The 17,834-nt window shown below is 66.6% G+C and carries 20 protein-coding genes and 1 tRNA gene; 7 read left to right on the forward strand and 14 right to left on the reverse strand.

The genetic code is table 11. The features are described from left to right. Positions 1 to 88 precede the first annotated feature (88 nt). The 4 genes from arsC to ABIE08_RS18655 all read right to left on the reverse strand — a co-directional run bounded on the left by arsC (position 89) and on the right by ABIE08_RS18655 (position 2,255). Positions 89 to 916: an arsenate reductase (glutaredoxin) gene (gene arsC, locus ABIE08_RS18640; RefSeq protein WP_354553343.1), complete on the reverse strand. Its 828-nt coding sequence runs from the start codon at positions 914 to 916 to the stop codon at positions 89 to 91. A gap of 6 nt (positions 917 to 922) precedes the next feature. Further along, positions 923 to 1,450, reverse strand: coding sequence for an arsenate reductase ArsC (locus ABIE08_RS18645; RefSeq protein ID WP_354553344.1), 528 nt, complete (start codon positions 1,448 to 1,450; stop codon positions 923 to 925). Between the two features lie 16 nt (positions 1,451 to 1,466). Next, positions 1,467 to 1,802, reverse strand: coding sequence for an ArsR/SmtB family transcription factor (locus ABIE08_RS18650; RefSeq protein ID WP_354553345.1), 336 nt, complete (start codon positions 1,800 to 1,802; stop codon positions 1,467 to 1,469). A gap of 377 nt (positions 1,803 to 2,179) precedes the next feature. Beyond that, positions 2,180 to 2,255, reverse strand: a tRNA-Ala gene (locus ABIE08_RS18655). A 308-nt stretch (positions 2,256 to 2,563) separates the two neighbouring features. Here ABIE08_RS18655 and ABIE08_RS18660 point away from each other — a divergent pair. Continuing rightward, positions 2,564 to 2,854, forward strand: coding sequence for a YggT family protein (locus ABIE08_RS18660; protein WP_354553346.1), 291 nt, complete (start codon positions 2,564 to 2,566; stop codon positions 2,852 to 2,854). Beyond that, positions 2,851 to 3,168, forward strand: coding sequence for a DUF167 family protein (locus ABIE08_RS18665; RefSeq protein ID WP_354553347.1), 318 nt, complete (start codon positions 2,851 to 2,853; stop codon positions 3,166 to 3,168). Before ABIE08_RS18660 ends, ABIE08_RS18665 begins: the two co-directional genes overlap by 4 nt. Positions 3,169 to 3,208: 40 nt before the next feature. On the opposite strand, the gene ABIE08_RS18670 is transcribed toward ABIE08_RS18665, so the two are convergent. The 4 genes from ABIE08_RS18670 to typA form a co-directional block, all read right to left on the reverse strand. Beyond that, the gene (locus ABIE08_RS18670) at positions 3,209 to 3,694 is read right to left on the reverse strand and encodes a DUF3828 domain-containing protein (RefSeq protein WP_354553348.1); all 486 of its coding nucleotides are present in this window, start codon (positions 3,692 to 3,694) and stop codon (positions 3,209 to 3,211) included. Positions 3,695 to 3,699: 5 nt separating this feature from the next. Then, positions 3,700 to 4,230 (reverse strand): inorganic diphosphatase, encoded by a 531-nt coding sequence (gene ppa, locus ABIE08_RS18675; protein WP_354553349.1) that lies wholly within the window; start codon positions 4,228 to 4,230, stop codon positions 3,700 to 3,702. Between the two features lie 126 nt (positions 4,231 to 4,356). Then, positions 4,357 to 4,869 carry a GNAT family N-acetyltransferase gene (locus ABIE08_RS18680; RefSeq protein ID WP_354553614.1) on the reverse strand — a complete coding sequence of 171 codons (513 nt, stop codon included), beginning with the start codon at positions 4,867 to 4,869 and terminating at the stop codon, positions 4,357 to 4,359. 224 nt (positions 4,870 to 5,093) lie between these two features. Then, positions 5,094 to 6,914 carry a translational GTPase TypA gene (typA, locus tag ABIE08_RS18685; protein ID WP_354553350.1) on the reverse strand — a complete coding sequence of 607 codons (1,821 nt, stop codon included), beginning with the start codon at positions 6,912 to 6,914 and terminating at the stop codon, positions 5,094 to 5,096. A 255-nt stretch (positions 6,915 to 7,169) separates the two neighbouring features. On the opposite strand from typA, the gene ABIE08_RS18690 reads away from it, so the two are divergent. Continuing rightward, positions 7,170 to 7,622, forward strand: coding sequence for a MarR family winged helix-turn-helix transcriptional regulator (locus tag ABIE08_RS18690; RefSeq protein ID WP_354553351.1), 453 nt, complete (start codon positions 7,170 to 7,172; stop codon positions 7,620 to 7,622). 429 nt (positions 7,623 to 8,051) lie between these two features. Here ABIE08_RS18690 and phnD read toward each other — a convergent pair whose 3' ends face one another. From phnD to ABIE08_RS18705, 3 genes are read right to left on the reverse strand one after another with little or no spacing between them, the layout of a single operon-like run. Continuing rightward, a complete protein-coding gene (phnD, locus tag ABIE08_RS18695) occupies positions 8,052 to 8,957 on the reverse strand; it encodes a phosphate/phosphite/phosphonate ABC transporter substrate-binding protein (protein ID WP_354553352.1) in 906 nt (301 codons plus the stop codon). 9 nt (positions 8,958 to 8,966) lie between these two features. Further along, positions 8,967 to 9,944 carry an adenosine deaminase gene (locus tag ABIE08_RS18700; RefSeq protein WP_354553353.1) on the reverse strand — a complete coding sequence of 326 codons (978 nt, stop codon included), beginning with the start codon at positions 9,942 to 9,944 and terminating at the stop codon, positions 8,967 to 8,969. Beyond that, positions 9,945 to 11,162 carry a phosphopentomutase gene (locus tag ABIE08_RS18705; RefSeq protein WP_354553354.1) on the reverse strand — a complete coding sequence of 406 codons (1,218 nt, stop codon included), beginning with the start codon at positions 11,160 to 11,162 and terminating at the stop codon, positions 9,945 to 9,947. Between the two features lie 174 nt (positions 11,163 to 11,336). Here ABIE08_RS18705 and upp point away from each other — a divergent pair, with 174 nt between their 5' ends. After that, positions 11,337 to 11,966 (forward strand): uracil phosphoribosyltransferase, encoded by a 630-nt coding sequence (upp, locus tag ABIE08_RS18710; RefSeq protein ID WP_354553355.1) that lies wholly within the window; start codon positions 11,337 to 11,339, stop codon positions 11,964 to 11,966. On the opposite strand, the gene ABIE08_RS18715 is transcribed toward upp, so the two are convergent. Further along, positions 11,928 to 12,836, reverse strand: a complete 909-nt coding sequence (locus ABIE08_RS18715) for a transglutaminase-like domain-containing protein (RefSeq protein WP_354553356.1) — start codon at positions 12,834 to 12,836, stop codon at positions 11,928 to 11,930. The two genes, upp and ABIE08_RS18715, sit on opposite strands and share 39 nt — an antisense overlap. A gap of 139 nt (positions 12,837 to 12,975) precedes the next feature. Here ABIE08_RS18715 and moeB point away from each other — a divergent pair, with 139 nt between their 5' ends. Further along, positions 12,976 to 13,722 carry a molybdopterin-synthase adenylyltransferase MoeB gene (gene moeB / locus ABIE08_RS18720; protein ID WP_354553357.1) on the forward strand — a complete coding sequence of 249 codons (747 nt, stop codon included), beginning with the start codon at positions 12,976 to 12,978 and terminating at the stop codon, positions 13,720 to 13,722. Positions 13,723 to 13,726: 4 nt separating this feature from the next. On the opposite strand, the gene ABIE08_RS18725 is transcribed toward moeB, so the two are convergent. After that, a complete protein-coding gene (locus tag ABIE08_RS18725; protein WP_354553358.1) occupies positions 13,727 to 13,900 on the reverse strand; it encodes a hypothetical protein in 174 nt (57 codons plus the stop codon). 246 nt (positions 13,901 to 14,146) lie between these two features. On the opposite strand from ABIE08_RS18725, the gene ABIE08_RS18730 reads away from it, so the two are divergent. Beyond that, positions 14,147 to 15,199, forward strand: coding sequence for a LacI family DNA-binding transcriptional regulator (locus ABIE08_RS18730; protein WP_354553359.1), 1,053 nt, complete (start codon positions 14,147 to 14,149; stop codon positions 15,197 to 15,199). Positions 15,200 to 15,685: 486 nt separating this feature from the next. Here ABIE08_RS18730 and ABIE08_RS18735 read toward each other — a convergent pair whose 3' ends face one another. After that, a complete protein-coding gene (locus ABIE08_RS18735; protein WP_354553360.1) occupies positions 15,686 to 16,681 on the reverse strand; it encodes a 2-hydroxyacid dehydrogenase in 996 nt (331 codons plus the stop codon). Positions 16,682 to 16,896: 215 nt separating this feature from the next. Between ABIE08_RS18735 and ABIE08_RS18740 the strand changes: the two genes are divergently transcribed. Then, on the forward strand, positions 16,897 to 17,463 hold the full coding sequence (locus ABIE08_RS18740) for an SH3 domain-containing protein (RefSeq protein ID WP_354553361.1): 567 nt from the start codon (positions 16,897 to 16,899) through the stop codon (positions 17,461 to 17,463). The last annotated feature ends 371 nt before the right edge of the window (positions 17,464 to 17,834 follow it).

The raw sequence follows: 17,834 nt of genomic DNA on the forward strand, positions 1-17,834 counted from the left end.
GAGCGAAATGGGTACCGGTTCGCGTGAAGAAACGTGATCCCACAAGGAGTTAGAGCGTTGCACCGTTCCGGAGAAACGGTGAAAGGCTCTAGAAGCGGATGGTGCGGGCGAGAAGGGCGGCGTCGGCCGGGCACAGGCTGCTGGCCTGACGGGTCGCGAGGACGGTGGCCGGCGCATCGTCCCGCGCGACAGGCTTGAAGCCGATTTTTTCGAAGAAGGGCGCGGCCGAGCTTGTGAGCACCCAGGCGCGGCGGGCGCCCGCATCAAAGGCGCGCCGCTGCAGGAGCGACACGAGGTTGCGGCCCAGCGCCTGGGCGCGCCACGCGGGCAGGACGACGATGGACCGCAGCAGCGCGTTGTCGCCGAGCGCCTCGTAGCCGCCGAAGCCGACGGGATCGCCGGCCGACGTCCGGTAGGCGAAGAAGGTCCGTCCCGGCGCCAGGAGATCGTCGCAGGGAAGGCCAGCGGATTGCAGGGCGCCGACGAGGCCGGGGTCGTCCCCCGCTATCCCTGCGTCGACCAGGAAAGGCACGCCCTCCTCCTTGAGAAGGGCGGTCGTGACGCCGGTCGGCAGCAGGTCGAACACGATGTCGGACGGCCGGCATAGTCGCACGCCGGGCGGGCCGACCACGATCGGCCGGTTGATCAGGATGGGATGCGCGATCATCGCATCGAGCAGGGCGTCGTCGCCCAAGGCTGGATCGTCGAGGCCGAGCGCGGCATAGGGCGTGCCCTTCTGGCGGATCGCGTCGCGCACCGCGAGGCCCATCCGGTCGATGAGATCGGCGAGTTCCGCGCGGCTCGGCGGGGTCTTGAGATATTCGACAACGCGCGGCTCGACCCCCACGCTGCGCAGCAAAGCGAGCGTGTTGCGCGAGGTGCCGCAATCGGGGTTGTGGTAGATGACGAAGGTCATGGACGCCTAGGCTCCAATCTTCCGGGGCGAGCTGGCACCCTCGATCTGGCCGATTTCGGAGAGCTTCGCTCCCAGCGCGATGGTATCGAGGCGCTTGAACGGCAACGCCGTGAACAGGGAGATGCGCGTCTTCAGCATTCCGAAAGCTGTGACGAACGCCCTCTCCATTTCGTAGTCGCTGCCAACCACGCCCGCAGGGTCTTCGATGCCCCAATGCGCGGTCATGGGCTGCCCCGGCCATACCGGGCAGGCTTCGCCAGCGGCGCTGTCACAGACGGTGAACACGAAGTCCATCGTCGGAGCGCCGGGCGCGGCGAATTCATCCCAGGGTTTTGAGCGGAAGCCCTCGGCGGGATATCCAAAGCTCTCCAACACACGAAGCGCGAGTGGATTGACGCTGCCCTTGGGCTGACTGCCGGCCGAGAAGGCCCTGAAGCGGCCTGCGCCGTCCTTGTTGAGAATGGACTCAGCAAGGATCGAGCGCGCCGAGTTGCCCGTGCAGAGGAACAGGACATTGTAGATCCGGTCCATCATTTCTTCGTCTTTCTGGCTAGCAGTTGCAGGCGGCAAGCGCCGCCATGGCGGGCTCGCACACTTCGGGGTGGCCCTGGCAGCAGTCGCGCATCAGGAAGCCGACCAGGCCGGCCAGGGCCGGATAGGCGGCGCTGTAGAGGATCGAACGGGACTCGCGCCGGGAGGTGATCAGCCCTGCCTGTTCCAGATGGCTCAGATGGAACGAGGCCTTGGACGACGACGCGCCAACGGCCTCGCCGATGACGCCGGCCGCCAGACCTTCTGGCCCGGCCTTCACCAGCAGCCGGACAATCTGGAGCCTCGTCTCCTGCGACAGCGCCGCAAACGCATTCAGGGCCTGTGCCTCGTCCATTTCAACCTCTCAAGAGATGTTGAAATGATTGCTATCGGATTCGGTCCCGCCAAGCAATCTGTTGTGGCGATGATCTCGGTGGCAACGCGCTGGTGCCCGCCACGGAGGAAATCGCGTCTGCGATCTGGGCTGGAGCGTTTTCGCGTCGCGTCGCGGCGAGGTGCCGGGGGGAGCCCACCAACTCCGCGATCTGGACCCAGGGGAAGGCTGCGCGGTCCGTCACGCTTTAGGCCGGTGGCGGTCCCGAGCCGTGTCGAGAGCGGCTCAGTCGGCGGACAGGATCTTGCTGGAGCGAGCCATGGATCCGCGGCCTCCGGGGGGGGGGGGCGGCAGGCAGGCTAGCAGCTGGACTAAACTATTCCGACCAGCTGAAAAGCTGGTGGAGCCGAGGGGAATCGAACCCCTGACCTCTGCAGTGCGATTGCAGCGCTCTCCCATCTGAGCTACGGCCCCGTCGCATCGCGACGCGGCCATTTAGAGGGGGGCGCCGAAGGCTGTCAAGCACCTCCGGAACGTCGCGCCAGCAAGGCCGAAACGACAGGCCGTCGTGCCCGCGGCGATGGGACGGGCGCTCCTCTGGATTCCTGCGAAGGCACGCCTTCCTGACCGCCGGGCTGTTCTCGGGCGGTGGTCAGGCGGCTCGGTTGGCACGAGGGCAAAGGGGCCGCCGGGGCGCCCGCCGCAGGCGCGGGTTGCGGTCGTGGCGGGCGATCGCTACATCAGGACGTCCTGATTTCTTCCGCGACCATCCCGGGAAACCCATGCGCGCTATCCTCGACGTCGTTATGATCGCCCTCAACCTCTATTGGTGGATCGTGATCGCCAGCGCCCTGTTCAGCTGGCTCTACGCTTTCGGCGTGGTCAATCCGCGCAATCAGGTCGTGGCTTCCATCGGCAAGTTCCTCTACCAGGCGACCGAGCCGGCGCTGCGGCGCATCCGTGCCTTCATGCCGAGCCTCGGCGCCATCGACATCTCGCCGATCATCCTGCTGCTCGGCATCATCCTGATCCAGCAGGTCATCATCCGCTACGTCTACCCGAACGTGTTTTGAGCGATAACGGCTTCGTCCGCACCGGCGATGGCCATGTCGTGGTTCAGGTGCGCCTGACGCCCAAGGGCGGCAGCGATCGCATCGACGGCCTCGGCGAACTGGCGGATGGCCGCAAGGTGGTGCTGGCGCGGGTGCGGGCGGCGCCGGACAAGGGCGCGGCCAATGCGGCGCTGGAGGCGCTGCTGGCCAAGGCCGTCGGCGTCCCACGCTCGGCCGTGTTGCTGATCACGGGCCATACGGCGCGGCTGAAGGGCCTGCGCATCGATGGCGAGGTTTCAGACCTGATCGAGCGGCTGGCACGGCTGACCGGCTGAACGGACGGTCCGCGCGATACGCGCGCCACCCCGTTCCCGCTCAGTGGGTGTAGAGCCCGCGCAGGGATCCTTCGTCCCAGAACACGTCGCGGATGCGCCAGCCCTGGTCGATCTGGACCAGCCGCAGCTCGATCTGCTTCGGCTCGCCAAAATTCAGGAAGGTGACATGGCCCTCGGCCGTGTCGGGCGTCCCGGCTTCGACATCGACGCGCAGATCGGAAATGTCCCAGTCCTGCGCGTTGACGAAGGGGTCGCCGTCCAGCTTGCCGACCTCGCCCGCGGCGGCGGCCTCGTCGCTGTCGGCGATCATCCGCTCGGCCAGGCGCGGCTCGAACAGCGCGCGCACGGTCTCGGCATTGTCGAGCGGCACGCCTTCGCCGCCGTTCTCGTAACGCGCATAGATCGCGGCCACGAAGGCCTCGGGATCGTCGGCGGCAGCCGACGTTCCCACCTTTGTCGGGACGAGGCCCACGCCGAGCACGGCCGCCAGCAGAAATTGCGCGACGCCGCGCCGCGTGGGCGACATCGCGGTCAGCCCTTCTTGGCGCGTTCGATGGCGTCAACGATCAGCTGCTGCGCCTCGTCGAGGTCGCCCCAGCCGGTGATCTCGACCCACTTGCCGTTTTCGAGATCCTTGTAGTGGCGGAAGAAGTGCTCGATCTGCTGCAGCGTGATCTCGGGCAGGTCCTTGTAGGACTTCACGTTCTCGTAGCGGCGCGTCAGCTTGGTCGACGGCACGGCCAGGATCTTCTCGTCCTCGCCGCCCTCATCGCGCATCTTGAGAACGCCGACCGGGCGGCAATTCATGATCGCGCCGGGGACGATGGCGCGCTGGTTGGCGACCAGCACGTCGATCGGGTCGCCGTCGCCGCAGAGCGTGTGCGGGACGAAGCCGTAATTGCCGGGATAGCGCATCGGCGTATAGAGGAAGCGGTCGACGTAGAGCGCGCCGGCTTCCTTGTCCATCTCGTACTTGATCGGCTCGCCGCCGACCGGAACTTCGATGATGACATTGACGTCGTGCGGGGGATTCTTGCCGATCGGAACAGCATCGATGTTCATGGCGGTACCTCGAGTGAAATGGGCGCTTCCCTTTACGGGGCGCCATCCCGGCCCGCAAGCCCGAATTCGCCGCAGCGCAGCAAGCCGCGCCGGGAAGGTCGATCCGGATCGGGAGGAAAGGGCGGCTCAGCCGCGCGCGAAGGCGAAGGCGACCTTGGCCAGCACCGTGTCGCCGAAGCGCTCGCTGCCGCGCGCCACCTTGCGGCCGCCGGCATTCTTGTAGAAGCGGCAGGCGCCCTCGTTCTCGGCCAGCGCCCAGACCACGGCGGAATCGAAGCCGTGGCGCAGAAGCTCGCGCCGGGCGGCGAGGAACAGCCGGGTGCCGAGGCCGACGCCCTGATATTCCGGCCGCATGTAGATCTCGTAGATTTCGCCGCGCTGGACCAGGTTGCGCGCCCGGTTGGGACCGAAAGTGGCATAGCCGACCACGGTGCCGCCGACATCGATGACGATGATGCCGGTGCCGCGGCGTATCGCGCGGCTCCACCACGCAGCACCCCGCCGCGTGATCATCCGGCCCAGTTCCCGGGCCGGGATCAACCCATCATACGCCTGACGCCAAGCGCTGTCGTGAACCGCGGTGATTGCTTCCGCGTCACTGGCTTCTGCGCGACGGACACCGATCGACAGAGTGCTCATGTCGACCAAGATATGTCTGCCAATCGCATCGGGGAAGGGGGTTTCTCGCATGACTGCGCGAGTTCGCCGCAGCGTGACGAAGCGGTCACGCCGGGGCGGATGCCGACGGGCTGAGAAACGCGATGCGGCGCCCGCGGAAAGAGTGCCGGGCCGGCTGCAAAAGCAAACGGCGGCGCCCTGGGGCGCCGCCGTTGAATTCTGTCGCTCAGGCCAAGCGGCGCTGCTTAGGCGCTCTTGCTCGAACGGTCGGCGCGCTTGCGCTCGACGGGATCGAGGATCGCCTTGCGCAGGCGGATCGACTTCGGCGTCACTTCCACCAGCTCGTCGTCCGAGATCCAGGAGAGCGAGCGCTCCAGGGTCATGCGGATCGGCGGCGTCAGGCGGACGGCTTCGTCCTTGTTGGCCGAACGAACGTTCGAGAGCTTTTTGCCCTTGAGCACGTTCACTTCGAGATCGTTGTCGCGCGTGTGCTCGCCGACGATCATGCCCTCATAGACCTTCCAGCCGGGCTCGATCATCATCGGGCCGCGATCTTCCAGGTTCCACAGCGCGAAGGCGACGGCCTCGCCCGACTCGTTCGAGATCATGACGCCGTTGCGGCGGCCGACGATCTCGCCCTTGTGCGGGGCATAGGAGTGGAACAGGCGGTTCATGATCGCCGTGCCGCGCGTGTCGGTCAGCAGTTCGCCCTGGTAGCCGATCAGGCCGCGCGTCGGCGCGTGGAAGACCAGGCGCAGGCGGTCGCCGCCAGAGGGGCGCAGCTCGACCATGTCGGCCTTCCGCTCGGACATCTTCTGCACGACGATGCCGGAATGCTCCTCATCGACGTCGATGATGACTTCCTCGATCGGCTCCAGCGTCTGGCCCGAAAGATCCTTCTGGAACACGACGCGCGGGCGCGAAACGCCCAGCTCGTAGCCTTCGCGGCGCATGTTCTCGATCAGGATGGCCAGCAGAAGCTCGCCACGGCCGGATACGATGAAGGCGTCCTTGCCGGCCGACTCCTCGATCTTCAGCGCGACATTGCCTTCCGCTTCCTTCATCAGGCGGTCGCGGATCATGCGGCTGGTGACCTTGTCGCCCTCGGTGCCGGCGAGCGGGCTGTCATTGACCATGAAGGTCATCGACACGGTCGGCGGATCGATCGGCTGCGCCTTGATCGCCTCGGTGACGGCCGGATCGCAGAACGTGTCGGCGACGGTGCCCTTGGTCATGCCGGCCAGCGCGATGATGTCGCCTGCGACGCCTTCCTCGATCGGCTGGCGCTCGATGCCGCGGAACGCCATGATCTTGGACACGCGGAACTGCTCGACGGTCGAGCCGTCCTGGGCCAGCACCTTCAGCGTCTGGTTCGGCTTGACGTTGCCCGACGTGATGCGGCCAGTGATCAGGCGGCCCAGATAGGGGTTGGACTCGAGCAGGGTGCCGATCATGCGGAACGGGCCGTCCTCGACATGCGGCGCCGGCACATGCTTTAGCACCAGGTCGAACAGCGGCGCCATGCCTTCTTCATGCGAGGCGTCGGGCGAATTGCCCATCCAGCCATTCTTGCCGGATCCGTACAGGATCGGGAAGTCGAGCTGCTCGTCGGTGGCGTCGAGGGCGGCGAAGAGGTCGAACACCTCGTTCACGACTTCCTGGATGCGCGCGTCGGCCTTGTCGACCTTGTTGATCGCGACGATCGGCTTCAGGCCGAGCTTCAGCGCCTTGCCGACCACGAACTTGGTCTGCGGCATCGGGCCTTCGGCGGCGTCGACCAGAACGATTACGCCATCGACCATGTTCAGGATGCGCTCGACCTCGCCGCCGAAATCGGCGTGGCCGGGGGTATCGACGATGTTGATGCGGGCGTCGTGCCAGGTGATCGAAGTCGCCTTGGCCAGAATCGTGATGCCGCGCTCTTTCTCGATGTCGTTCGAATCCATGACACGTTCGGCCACGCGCTGGTTGTCACGGAACGAACCGGACTGCTGAAGCAGCTTGTCCACGAGTGTTGTCTTGCCATGATCGACGTGCGCGATGATGGCGATATTGCGAAGTGTCATTTGCGAATCCGAAAAGGCGCGGCGGCGTCGGACAGGTGCCTCGAGACGGCCAGCATGTTTTGCGGCGCAAAATGATCGAAAAGGCCGCAAAACGCAACCTCCGATCCGACACCCGGAATGACGTAGCGGAATGTAAGATATATGCCGTAACGGCAGGTCTGCACGTGAAACCGCGATAACCTAGGGGATTCTTGACTTTCCCGGCAAGATTTGTTTATAATATGGAATTCTTATTATACATGGGAGAGTCAGCTTTTGGCAGCCACCACCGAAGATCCGCTGGGCTTTGTACTCGTCGATGTGGCCCGTTTGCTGCGGCGCCGCTTTGAGAAGGCGCTGGAAAACGCTGGCCTCGGATTGACGGTTGCCGAAGCGCGAACGCTCGCCTTTGTCAGTCGTCACCCCGGGCTCCGGCAATCGACGCTCGCCGAGGAACTTTGCGTCGAGCCGATGACCCTGGTCGGGTTCCTCGACCGGCTGGAAGCCGCCACTTTGGTCGAGCGCATGCAGGATCCGGCCGACCGCCGCGCCAAGCTGATCCGGCTGACGCCGAATGCCGCCAGCATCGTGCGGCGCATCCGCGCGATCGGCAAATCGGTGCGCGAGGAGGCCGAGCGCGGCATCGATCCGGCCCTGACCGAGACGATGCGCCTGACGCTGCTGAAGATGCAGGACAACATCCTGGCCAGCGAAGACATGGTCGCCTGAGGCGCGTTTCGGGTGCCGAGCTTCAAAAGCCCATGCCGTCGCCGGCATGGGCTTTTTTGTTGGGCGGGCGCGGGATCGGCGGCGCTTCCGGATCGATCGGGGCTCGCGGGCCGGTGGCGGACGGGCCTCGAGGTTGGTTCGCTGGGAATGTCTCAGGAAAAACCCTCACCCCAACCCTCTCCCGCAGGCGGGAGAGGGGGCTTGACGGCGCATGTCGAGGCCATCGGAGCTTGCTTTAAGCGGCTCAATGGGTCGAGGAAACCTCTCCGGCCATCGCCCAAGCGCGCTCCCGCTCGATGAAAGCCGTGGCCGAAAAGCCCTCGCCCGCTTGCGGGAGAGGGTGGGGTGAGGGGCTTGCTTGCCATCTGCCGAGAGCTGCAGCCCCGCCTCAAGCCAAAACAGCGCCCGTCAGACCCGGCCCGACGACCCCTAATCCTTCCGCTTCGCGACGTTCAGGAACTCGGCCAGCCGGCGGTAGAGCGTGGGGTCGGCGGCGACGAAGCCGCCGGGATAGCCCCGCTCGATCGCGTCATAGGCTTCCGGCGCGGTTTGCTGCATCTCGATCAGCGCCTGCAGCAGGTTCGATTTCGCCATCTCCGGCAAGTCCTTGCGCACTACATGCGGCCCGAACGGGATCAGTTCGGATTGCCACACGACCCGGAGCGTTGAGGGCGACAGCACGCCGTCGCTGGCAAGCCGGGCGAACGGTCCGGAACCGATCGCCGCCGAAAGCGGGTCGGGCGCCGACGACCAGGCCGTGGCGAGGTCGGCCTCGCCGGCCGCCAGTTCGCCCAGCGCCGCCTCGCTGTCCGGCGTTTCGACGATGCGCAGGAAGTAGCCCGGGGGATCGATCCCCTCCTTCGCCAGTCCGGCAAAGGCGGCGCGGCGGCCGGAGAGCGAATCCTTGGCGCCGACGGCAAGCCGCATGTTGCGGGCATCGGCCAAGGTCGCGAGGGGCCCGTCGCTCTTCGCCACCAGCAGCGCGCGGAACCCGCGCGCGTGATCGGCGGTCGTCGGCTGCACAAGCGGCTCCGCGCAATCGCAGCGCTGGTCGAGCGCGATATAGGCGAGCGACGACAGCACGGTGTACTGGACGCGGCCGGTCGCCTGCGCCTCGATCAGCGCGTCATAGGTGCGGGCCGGGAACAGTTCGACGGGGACCGCGAGCGCGTATTGCAGCCGCCAGCGGAATTTCTCCAGCCGCGCCACCTCATAGGCCGGATTGTCGCCGGCGATGAAGCCGACGCGCAGCGTGCCGATATCGTCGCGCCAACTCGCCCAGGCGGGCGAGGCGAGGGCGATCAGGAGGGCCAGGCAGGCGGCGATCCGGCGCATCGTCTTCTCCTATGCGGGCAGGCTGGCGAGCAGGCGGGCACGGGTCGCCTCGTCGACGAAAGCCGCCTCGAGCGAGGTGCGGGTGGTGGCGATCAGCGCGGCGTCGGAAAGGCCGAGATCTTCGGACAGCCAGCCATATTCTGCGCCGATCGAGGAGCCGAAATAGGGCGGATCGTCGGAACTGACCGTGACGCGGACCCCGGCATCGCCAAGTTTGCGGAACGGATGGCTGGCCACGTCCGGATAGAGCCCGAGCGCCACGTTCGAGCCGGGGCAGAGCTCCAGCACGATGCCTTCCTCGACGATGCGCTGGACGAGGCCGGCATCCTCGATGGCGCGCACGCCATGGCCGATGCGGCTGACGCCGAGATGGTCGAGCGCGTCGCGCACGCTCTGCGGCCCGCCGAATTCGCCGGCATGCACGGTCAGCCCCAGCCCGGCCTCGCCGGCGATGCGGAACGCGTCGGCGAAATCGCGCGGGTGGTACATGCGCTCGTCGCCGGCAACGCCGAAGCCCGTCACCAGCGGGTGCGGCTCGTTCGCGACCGTCTCGGCGGCGGCGAGGATGCGGTCCGGCCCGTAATGGCGCACGCCGGTGGCGATCATCCGCCCGACGATGCCGGTCGCGGCTTCCGCATCGCGGATACCCTGCGCCAGTCCCTCGACATAGTCGCGATAGCTGAGGCCGGAGGCGAGCGCGTGATCGGACGAGATGAACACCTCGCCATAGATTGCGCCCTCGGCCGCTAGGCTGGAGAAATAGCTGAAGGTCAGGTCGCGATAATCCTCCGGCGTGCGGAAGACGGCGGCGGCGCGGTCATAGGCGTTGAGGAACGAGGTGAAGTCGTGCCAGGCGAAATTGCCCTTGGCGTCGAACAGGCCGGTGAGGTCGACGCCGTGCCGCGCGCCGACCTTGCGCACGAGGTCGGGCGAGGCTGCGCCTTCGACATGGCAATGCAGCTCGGCCTTGGGGATATGGGAAACCATTTATAGAAATCTCCGTCCGTGTCGTCCGGGCGTCAGCCCGAGATGGGCGGCGATCGTTTCGCCGATATCGGCAAAACTCCGTCGCGCGCCAATGTCTTTTCCCGGCAGGCCGGGGCCGAAGGCGAGGATCGGCACCTGCTCGCGGGTGTGGTCCGTGCCGCGCCAAGTCGGGTCACAGCCATGGTCGGCGGTGATGATCACCAGGTCGCCGGACCGAAGCGCCGCCTCGATTTCCGGCACGCGGGCGTCGAACGCCTCCAGAGCGGCGGCATAGCCGGCGACGTCGCGGCGGTGGCCATAGAGCATGTCGAAATCGACCAGATTGGCAAACACCAGGTCGCCATCCCCGGCGCTTTCGATCGCCGCCAGCGTTGCGTCGGTCAGCGCCGCATTGCCCGAGGCCTTGGTGAGGTCGCTGATGCCCTGATGCGCGAAGATGTCGCCGATCTTGCCGATGGCATGCGTGCGGCCGCCGGCGGCGATCACCCGGTCGAGGATCGTCGGTTCCGGCGGCGGCAGGGCATAGTCGTGGCGGTTGGCAGTGCGCTCGAAGGTCTCCGCCGTCTCGCCCAGGAAGGGCCGGGCGATGACGCGGCCGATCGTATAGGGCTCGAGCAGGCGTCGCGCCGTTTCGCACAGGGCGTAGAGCCGGTCGAGGCCGAAATGGGTTTCGTGCGCGGCGATCTGCAGCACGGAATCGGCCGAGGTGTAGAGGATCGGCTTGCCGGTGCGGATATGCTCCTCGCCAAGCTCGGCCAGGATGGTGGTGCCGGAGGCGTGCCTGTTGCCGAGGATGCCCGGCAGCCCGGCCTCGCGGATGATCGCGTCGGTGAGTTCCTTGGGGAAGCAGGGCTCGGTTTCCGGAAAATAGCCCCAGTCGAACGGCACCGGCACGGCGGCGATTTCCCAATGGCCGGACGGGGTGTCCTTGCCGTTCGAAACCTCCGCCGCATGGCCATGGATTGCGGTCGCGCCCGGCGCGGGCAGGGTGCCCGGCCATTCGCCGCTGGCGCCCTGCGCCGCCGCGCCGAGGCCCAGGCGCCCGAGATTCGGCAGGCGCAGCGGGCCCGACCGCAGGCCCGTGCGATCGCCGCCACCGGTCGCGCAGGCCTGCGCGATGTGTCCGAGCGTGTTCGCGCCTGCGTCGCCATAGGCTGCCGCATCGGGAGCGCCGCCGATGCCGACGGAATCAAGAACAATCAGAACGGCGCGCGGCATGGAGCGACAACCTGTGCGAGGGGGTACAGGATAGGCCCGGCAGGCCTCTCGTCACAAGCAGGCCGTTGCGTGGGGACAATCGAGGGCGCCATCGCCGCATGACGTAGCGGCGCAGTTTCCAGCGGGAAGCTGGCAGGCTACGGTAGTCGCAACCGAAGACAAGCGAGGCCAAGAATGAACGGCGTGACGGTGATCAACCACCCCCTGGTGCAGCACAAGCTCACCATCATGCGCGACAAGCATACGTCGACGGCGGGCTTCCGCCGGCTGCTGCGCGAGATCTCGACGCTGCTTTGCTATGAAGTGACGCGCGACCTCGAGATGACCACGACGACGATCGAAACGCCGATCACGGAGATGGAAGCGCCGACGCTCGCCGGCAAGAAGCTGGTCTTCGCCTCGGTGCTGCGCGCCGGCAACGGCCTGCTGGAAGGCATGCTCGACCTGGTGCCGGCGGCGCGCGTCGCCCATGTCGGGCTTTATCGCGACCCGAAGACGCTGCAGGCGGTCGAATATTACTTCAAGGCGCCCGACAGCCTGGACGAGCGGCTGACCATCGTCGTCGATCCGATGCTGGCGACCGGCAATTCGGCGGTCGCCGCCGTCGATCGGCTGATGGAACGCGGCGCCAAGGACATCCGCTTCCTCTGCCTGCTGGCGACGCCCGAAGGCATCGCCAATTTCCACGCTGTTCACCCGACGATCCCGATCTACACCGCCTCGATCGACAAGAAGATCGACGATCACGGCTACATCGTGCCGGGCCTAGGCGACGCCGGCGACCGGATGTACGGCACCAAGTGAGGCCGGGTCCTGCTGGCCGGGGTTCGGGTTGGCCTGCGCGCCCGCCTGTTCGCCGGCCCGAGGCCAGACGATTTCCTCGGTGTGCACGGTGAAGTTCACCAGCATCGCGTTGCCGAAGGCGTTGGTCAGCGCCACGTCGGTGGCGTCCCGGCCGCGCGCCATGACGATGCGGCCGATGCGCGGCTTGTTGTGGCGCGCGTCGAACGTGTACCAGCGATCGCCGATATAGGCCTCGAACCAGGCCGAGAAATCCATCGGCGCGGGATCGTAGGGCACGCCGATATCGCCTAGATAGCCGGTGCAGTAGCGCGCCGGGATGTTCATGGCGCGGCACAGCGCGATGGCGAGATGGGCGAAGTCGCGGCAGACGGCGAAGCGCTCATTATGCGCCTCGAGCGCCGTGCGCGTCGGCCGGGCCAGCGGGTAGCTGAAGGTCAGGTGATTGTGGACATAGTCGACGATCGCCTGCACGCGCGACCAGTTTTCCGGCAGATGGCCGAACAGGGGCCAGGCGACGAAGCCCAGATGGTCGGTTTCGCAATAGCGACTGCCCAGCAGGTAGACGAGGCATTCTTCCGGCAGTTCCTGCACCGGCAGGATGCGGGCATCCGGCACGACCGGGTCGGGCTCGCCGTCATTATAAACGACGCCCTCGGTCCAGATGCGGGTGCGTCCGGCCGGCAGGACGGTGCGGCTGGCCAGATTGCCGAAGCCGTCAATATAGGTGTCGATCGCCACGACCGGATCCGACACCAGATAGTCCTGCTGGACCAACCGGCTGCCGAGGCTCGGATGGGCCCGAAGCATCATCAGCATCGGAGTGGGTTGGGCGCATTCGAAAGCAATGTCGAATCCGATGCGGATATGCATGGCCAGCTAACTCCACGGAAAAGGGATTTGACCACATAATGCCGCAGTGCGGGAAAGTGTTCCGTAGCGTTTTGGCCGAATTTTAGGCAGTTTCGCAGATGATCTCGCCTTGTAAAAGCGCAGCGGATAGGATCGGGGCATGACGTTTACCTCCGATGAAATCGAGCGCTATTCCCGCCACCTGCTTCTGGCGGAGGTGGGCGGGCCCGGACAGCAGAAATTGCGGGCGGCGCGGGTGCTGGTGCTGGGGGCGGGCGGACTCGGCGCGCCCTTGATCCAGTATCTGGCGGCGGCGGGCGTCGGCACGATCGGCATCGTCGATGACGATGTCGTCGCCCTCTCCAATCTGCAGCGGCAGGTGATCCACGCGACGCCGACCGTCGGCCGGCTCAAGGTCGAGAGCGCGCGGGAGGCGGTGGCCCGGCTCAATCCGCATGTCGCGATCGAGACGCACCCGGTCCGGCTCGACGCCGCCAATGCCGATGCACTGCTTTCCGCCTATGATATTGTCGCAGATGGCACCGACAATTTCGAGACCCGCTTTCTCGCCGCCGATCGCTGCGCCGACCTGCGCCGGCCGCTGGTGACCGCCGCCGTCGGCCGCTTCGACGGCTCGCTGACGACGCTGCTGCCCTGGGAGACGACGCAGGGCGTGCCCAACCCCGGATATCGCGACCTGTTCCCCGCGCCGCCGCCGCCCGGCCTGGTGCCCAGTTGCGCCGAGGCCGGCATTCTGGGCGCGCTGACGGGCATTTTGGGCAGCCTGCAGGCGACCGAGGTGCTGAAGCTCATCCTCGGCATTGGCGAGCCGCTGGTCGGCCGCCTGCTGCTGGTCGACGCGCTGTCGATGCGCTTCGAGACGATCCGCTACAAGCGCAAGGCATGACGCGCTAGCGGGCGAGGCCGAACAGGCCCAGCAGCGCCAGGTAGGGAACCGTGGGGTGATGCGCGCCGCGCAGGCCGTCCTGCGGCGGCGTCTCGGCGTTGCGCGTCTCTGCCGGCGCGCGCTCCCGCTCGAAGCGGTCCTGGTACAGGGTTTTGAACAGATAGCTGGCAGGGATCATGGCCCGACCTCCGGTTAGCAAGATGAATCGATTCAAGTCAGAAATGACATCCGTCTTGAACCGGTTCAAGAATAGGCCCTGCTTCCCCACTGGTCAAGTGAAAATTGAACCGATACAAGAGAGGTCGGAAATTGGCCCCGGCCTTGCACTCTCGTGTCGATCCAGCTGGGCTGGCATTCCGTTGGCGGCAACCAGGCTGAGGCGAGGAGAGTGGACGAACATGCAGCCGGCACGTAAGACTCTCGCATGAAACGGGTCATCAAGCTTTCCGACGTCGCCAAGGCCGCCGGTGTGTCGCAGGGCACGGCGTCGAACGCCTTCAACCGGCCGGAGATCGTACGGGCGGAAGTCCGCGAAAAGGTCGAGGCGGCGGCGCGCGAGCTCGGCTATGCCGGGCCCGATCCCAAGGGGCGGCTGCTGCGCGCCGGCAAGGTCAACGCCATCGGCGTCGCCACCACCTCGCCGCTCGGCTATTTCTTCGACGATCCCTATGCCCGCAGCCTGATGGCCGCCATTTCGGAGGCCTGCGACGAGCATGGTGCCGGCATTTCGCTGGTCTCGGCCGCCAGCGACGAAAAGCTCGCCTGGAACATCCAGAGCGCGATTGTCGACGGCTTCATCCTGTTCTGCGTCGAGGGCGGCGAGAGGCTGGTGGAATTGACCCGCGAGCGCGGCCTACCCTTCATCGCGCTGCAACTGGTGGGGGTCGACGAGACGATCTCGGCCATCGGCATCGACGAATTCGAGAGTGCTCGCGCGGCCGGCCGCCATGTGCTGGGGCTTGGCCATCGCCATGTCGCCATCCTGGCGCTGGAGCTGGACGAAGGCCATGTCGGCCTGCTCAGCGAGGCGCAGATCGAGGCGGGGGTCTACACCGGCACCGTCGAGCGCATCGGCGGCTATCGCGCGGCGCTGGCCGAATTCGGGATCGATCCGGCCTCGGTGCCGGTCTACGAGACCGACCACACCACGGCCAGCATCCACGACGCGCTGCAAAGCCTGTTTGGCGCTGCGCATCCGCCGACGGCCCTGCTATGCATGTCCGACCGCGTCGCGCTGATCGCGCTCGACTGGCTGCGGCTGCGTGGGATTGCGGTGCCGGGCGACGTCTCGGTCATCGGTTTTGATGGCGTGCCGGAGGGCGAGACCTCGGAGCCGCCGCTCACCACGGTCGCCCAGCCGATCGCCGCCATGGGCCGCCAGGCGGCGGAAATGATCCTGAAGGGCATCGTCAAGCCGCACCGCGAACGGCTCGAGGTGGAACTGATCGAGCGCTCGTCCACCGCCCCGCCGCGCTAGCACCCTCACCCCAACCCTCTTCCGCAAGCGGGCGCGGGGGCTCTTTCGAGCGAGTGGAGGCATTGGCGTACAGTCGATGAAGATCTCGGACCGAACCCTCGCCCGCTTGCGGGAGAGGGTAGGGTGAGGGTCTTGCTTGATGAGCGCTGCGTCGCCTGCGGAGCCGACTCCATCTTCACCTCTCCCTGAGGGAGAGGTCGGAGCGAAGCTCCGAACCTAGCGGGGCCGACTCCTGTCCATGAACTGTTCGTCGCCCCGGCGAAGGCCGGGGCCCATCAACACCGGCCAAGCAGACCTTGGCCAGCCTTTTTCCGGCGGGCCATGAGAGTATGGGTCCCGGCCTCCGCCGGGATGACGGCCGAGGGAGACAGGGCTTTTGCGTTTCAACGATGTTGCGCGACGCTCTCCTCAGGCAGCGAAGAGCCCTAATGCAGCGAGCGGTTCCCAAAAGATCCGAATCCGGCTTAGCTCCGGCGCTTAGCCGACTCAGAGCATCGAGGGCAGGACGCGATCCGGCGGCTTATGGCCGTCGAAATAGGCGCGGATGTTGATCAGCACCTTCTCGCCCATGGCGATGCGGCCCTCGATCGTCGCCGAGCCCATATGCGGCAGCAGCACCGCCTTGCCCTTGGCGGCGAGGCGCAGCAGCTTCGGGTTGACCGTCGGCTCGTGCTCGAACACGTCGAGCCCGGCGCCGGCGATGGCGCCGGATTCGAGCAGCTTCGCCAGCGCATTCTCGTCGATCACGTCGCCGCGCGAGGTGTTGACGACATAGGCTTCCGGCCGCAGCAGCTTCAGCCGGCGTTCGGAAAGCAAATGGAAGGTGCCGGGCGTGCGCGGGCAATTGACCGAGATGATGTCCATCCGGGCCAGCATCTGGTCGAGGCTGTCCCAATAGGTCGCCTCCAGCCCTTCCTCGATCTCCGTCGAGAGGCGGTGGCGGTTGTGATAGTGGATCGACAGGCCGAACGCCTTGGCGCGGCGCGCCACGGCCTGGCCGATGCGGCCCATGCCGACGATGCCGAGCCGCTTGCCGGCCATGCGCCGGCCCAGCATCCAGGTCGGCGACCAGCCGGCCCAGTCATGGTCGGGCGTCAGCACGCGCGCGCCCTCGACCAGCCGGCGCGGCACGGCGAGGATCAGCGCCATCGTCATGTCCGCCGTGTCCTCGGTCAGCACGCCCGGCGTGTTGGTGACGGTGATGCCGCGCGCCAGCGCCTTTTCCACGTCGATATGGTCGAAGCCGTTGGAGAAGGAGGCGATGACCTTCAACTGCTCGCCAGCTTCCGCCAGGATGGCGCCGTCGATGCGGTCGGTGACGGTCGGCACCAGCACGTCGGCGATCTTGACCGCCTCGACCAGCTGGGCCGGCGACATCGGCCGGTCGTCGATGTTGAGCTGCGTGTCGAACAGTTCGCGCATGCGCGTCTCGACCGCGTCGGGCAGGCGGCGTGTGACGATGACAAGCGGCTTCTTCTTCATCGCGGCGGCCTCTCCGTTGAGAGCTCCTTAACCATGGAGCGTCAAACTATACGCGTCGGCTGGTATACCCCGTCGCTGCGTATCTCGATCCTCTACCAGACAGTCCGGCGATCACAAATGGTTCGGTGGTCGGGCGGTCGGGAAAGAACCTCCGGTCGCAGCAACGGGCGGTAAAGAGGGGTGTCTACGCGATGGTTTTGGCTGCGATCCTGGGAATGTCCCGTCGGCTGCGCGACGGGCGCTTGTTATCCTCGGCGCTGACCATTGCCACGGTCGCCGCCCTCGTCCTCGTCGCCCAGCCCACTGCGCCCGCCAGCGCCCAAGGCGCGGCCGGCGCCGCGCCGAAGCTGGGGCCGAGCGGCTTGCCCTTGCCCCGATTCGTCTCGCTCAAGGCCGGCCGCGTGAATGTCCGCGTCGGTCCCGGCCAGGGCTACAAGGTTTCCTGGGTGTTCACCCGCTCCGGCCTGCCGGTCGAGATCGTGCAGGAGTTCGACAACTGGCGCCGCATCCGCGATTCCGACGGCACGGAGGGCTGGGTTTTCCACAGCCTGCTCGTCGGCAAGCGCACCGCGGTGGTTGCGCCCTGGCAGGACGGCGACCCGCTGCCGATCCGCGCCGATCCGACCGATACGGCCGAGATCACCGCCTATTTGCAGCCCAAGGTCGTCTCCTCGGTGACCAACTGCGCCGGCGGCTGGTGCCGACTGGTCGACAAGCGCTTCCGCGGCTGGATCAAGCAGACAAACCTCTGGGGCGTCTATCCCGACGAGGATATCGACTGAGGTTCTTTGAGGGGGTTAAGGAGCAAGACCCTCCCCCCCAGCCCTCTGTTGCGGGCGGGAGAGGGGGATCGCCTGCGCTTGCAGGTGAGCCTGAATATCTGTGACGGCCGCCGGCCAGAAACCCTCGCCCGCTCGCGGAGAGGGTAGGGCGAAGGGCTTGCTTCGCTGCGCTTCCGCACTGGTCCTTCCGTTATCCCTCAAAGGCCTGCGCACGCCCTTGTTGAATGCGAGGCCCGGGATCACTCGGGCGTCATCCCGGCGGAGGCCGGGATCCAGACACACCGTCCTGCGGACGGAGGGCTGGCCATATCTCGCTTGATCGGTGTTTATGGGCCCCGGCCTTCGCCGGGGCGACGGGCTTAGGCGGCGGC

The organism is Kaistia defluvii, from assembly GCF_040548815.1.
GTDB classification, from domain to species: domain Bacteria; phylum Pseudomonadota; class Alphaproteobacteria; order Rhizobiales; family Kaistiaceae; genus Kaistia; species Kaistia defluvii_A.

Bases quoted from the DNA above. Each gene is read 5' to 3' on its own strand.
- ABIE08_RS18645 (WP_354553344.1), bottom strand. From the start codon at position 1,450: ATGATGGACCGGATCTACAATGTCCTGTTCCTCTGCACGGGCAACTCG.
- ABIE08_RS18725 (WP_354553358.1), bottom strand. From the start codon at position 13,900: ATGATCCCTGCCAGCTATCTGTTCAAAACCCTGTACCAGGACCGCTTC.
- ppa (WP_354553349.1), bottom strand. From the start codon at position 4,230: ATGAACATCGATGCTGTTCCGATCGGCAAGAATCCCCCGCACGACGTC.
- ABIE08_RS18715 (WP_354553356.1), bottom strand. From the start codon at position 12,836: ATGCATATCCGCATCGGATTCGACATTGCTTTCGAATGCGCCCAACCC.
- phnD (WP_354553352.1), bottom strand. From the start codon at position 8,957: ATGCGCCGGATCGCCGCCTGCCTGGCCCTCCTGATCGCCCTCGCCTCG.
- ABIE08_RS18705 (WP_354553354.1), bottom strand. From the start codon at position 11,162: ATGCCGCGCGCCGTTCTGATTGTTCTTGATTCCGTCGGCATCGGCGGC.
- ABIE08_RS18650 (WP_354553345.1), bottom strand. From the start codon at position 1,802: ATGGACGAGGCACAGGCCCTGAATGCGTTTGCGGCGCTGTCGCAGGAG.
- moeB (WP_354553357.1), top strand. From the start codon at position 12,976: ATGACGTTTACCTCCGATGAAATCGAGCGCTATTCCCGCCACCTGCTT.
- ABIE08_RS18730 (WP_354553359.1), top strand. From the start codon at position 14,147: ATGAAACGGGTCATCAAGCTTTCCGACGTCGCCAAGGCCGCCGGTGTG.
- ABIE08_RS18670 (WP_354553348.1), bottom strand. From the start codon at position 3,694: ATGTCGCCCACGCGGCGCGGCGTCGCGCAATTTCTGCTGGCGGCCGTG.
- upp (WP_354553355.1), top strand. From the start codon at position 11,337: ATGAACGGCGTGACGGTGATCAACCACCCCCTGGTGCAGCACAAGCTC.
- ABIE08_RS18740 (WP_354553361.1), top strand. From the start codon at position 16,897: ATGTCCCGTCGGCTGCGCGACGGGCGCTTGTTATCCTCGGCGCTGACC.
- arsC (WP_354553343.1), bottom strand. From the start codon at position 916: ATGACCTTCGTCATCTACCACAACCCCGATTGCGGCACCTCGCGCAAC.
- ABIE08_RS18700 (WP_354553353.1), bottom strand. From the start codon at position 9,944: ATGGTTTCCCATATCCCCAAGGCCGAGCTGCATTGCCATGTCGAAGGC.
- ABIE08_RS18735 (WP_354553360.1), bottom strand. From the start codon at position 16,681: ATGAAGAAGAAGCCGCTTGTCATCGTCACACGCCGCCTGCCCGACGCG.
- ABIE08_RS18680 (WP_354553614.1), bottom strand. From the start codon at position 4,869: ATGAGCACTCTGTCGATCGGTGTCCGTCGCGCAGAAGCCAGTGACGCG.
- typA (WP_354553350.1), bottom strand. From the start codon at position 6,914: ATGACACTTCGCAATATCGCCATCATCGCGCACGTCGATCATGGCAAG.
- ABIE08_RS18660 (WP_354553346.1), top strand. From the start codon at position 2,564: ATGCGCGCTATCCTCGACGTCGTTATGATCGCCCTCAACCTCTATTGG.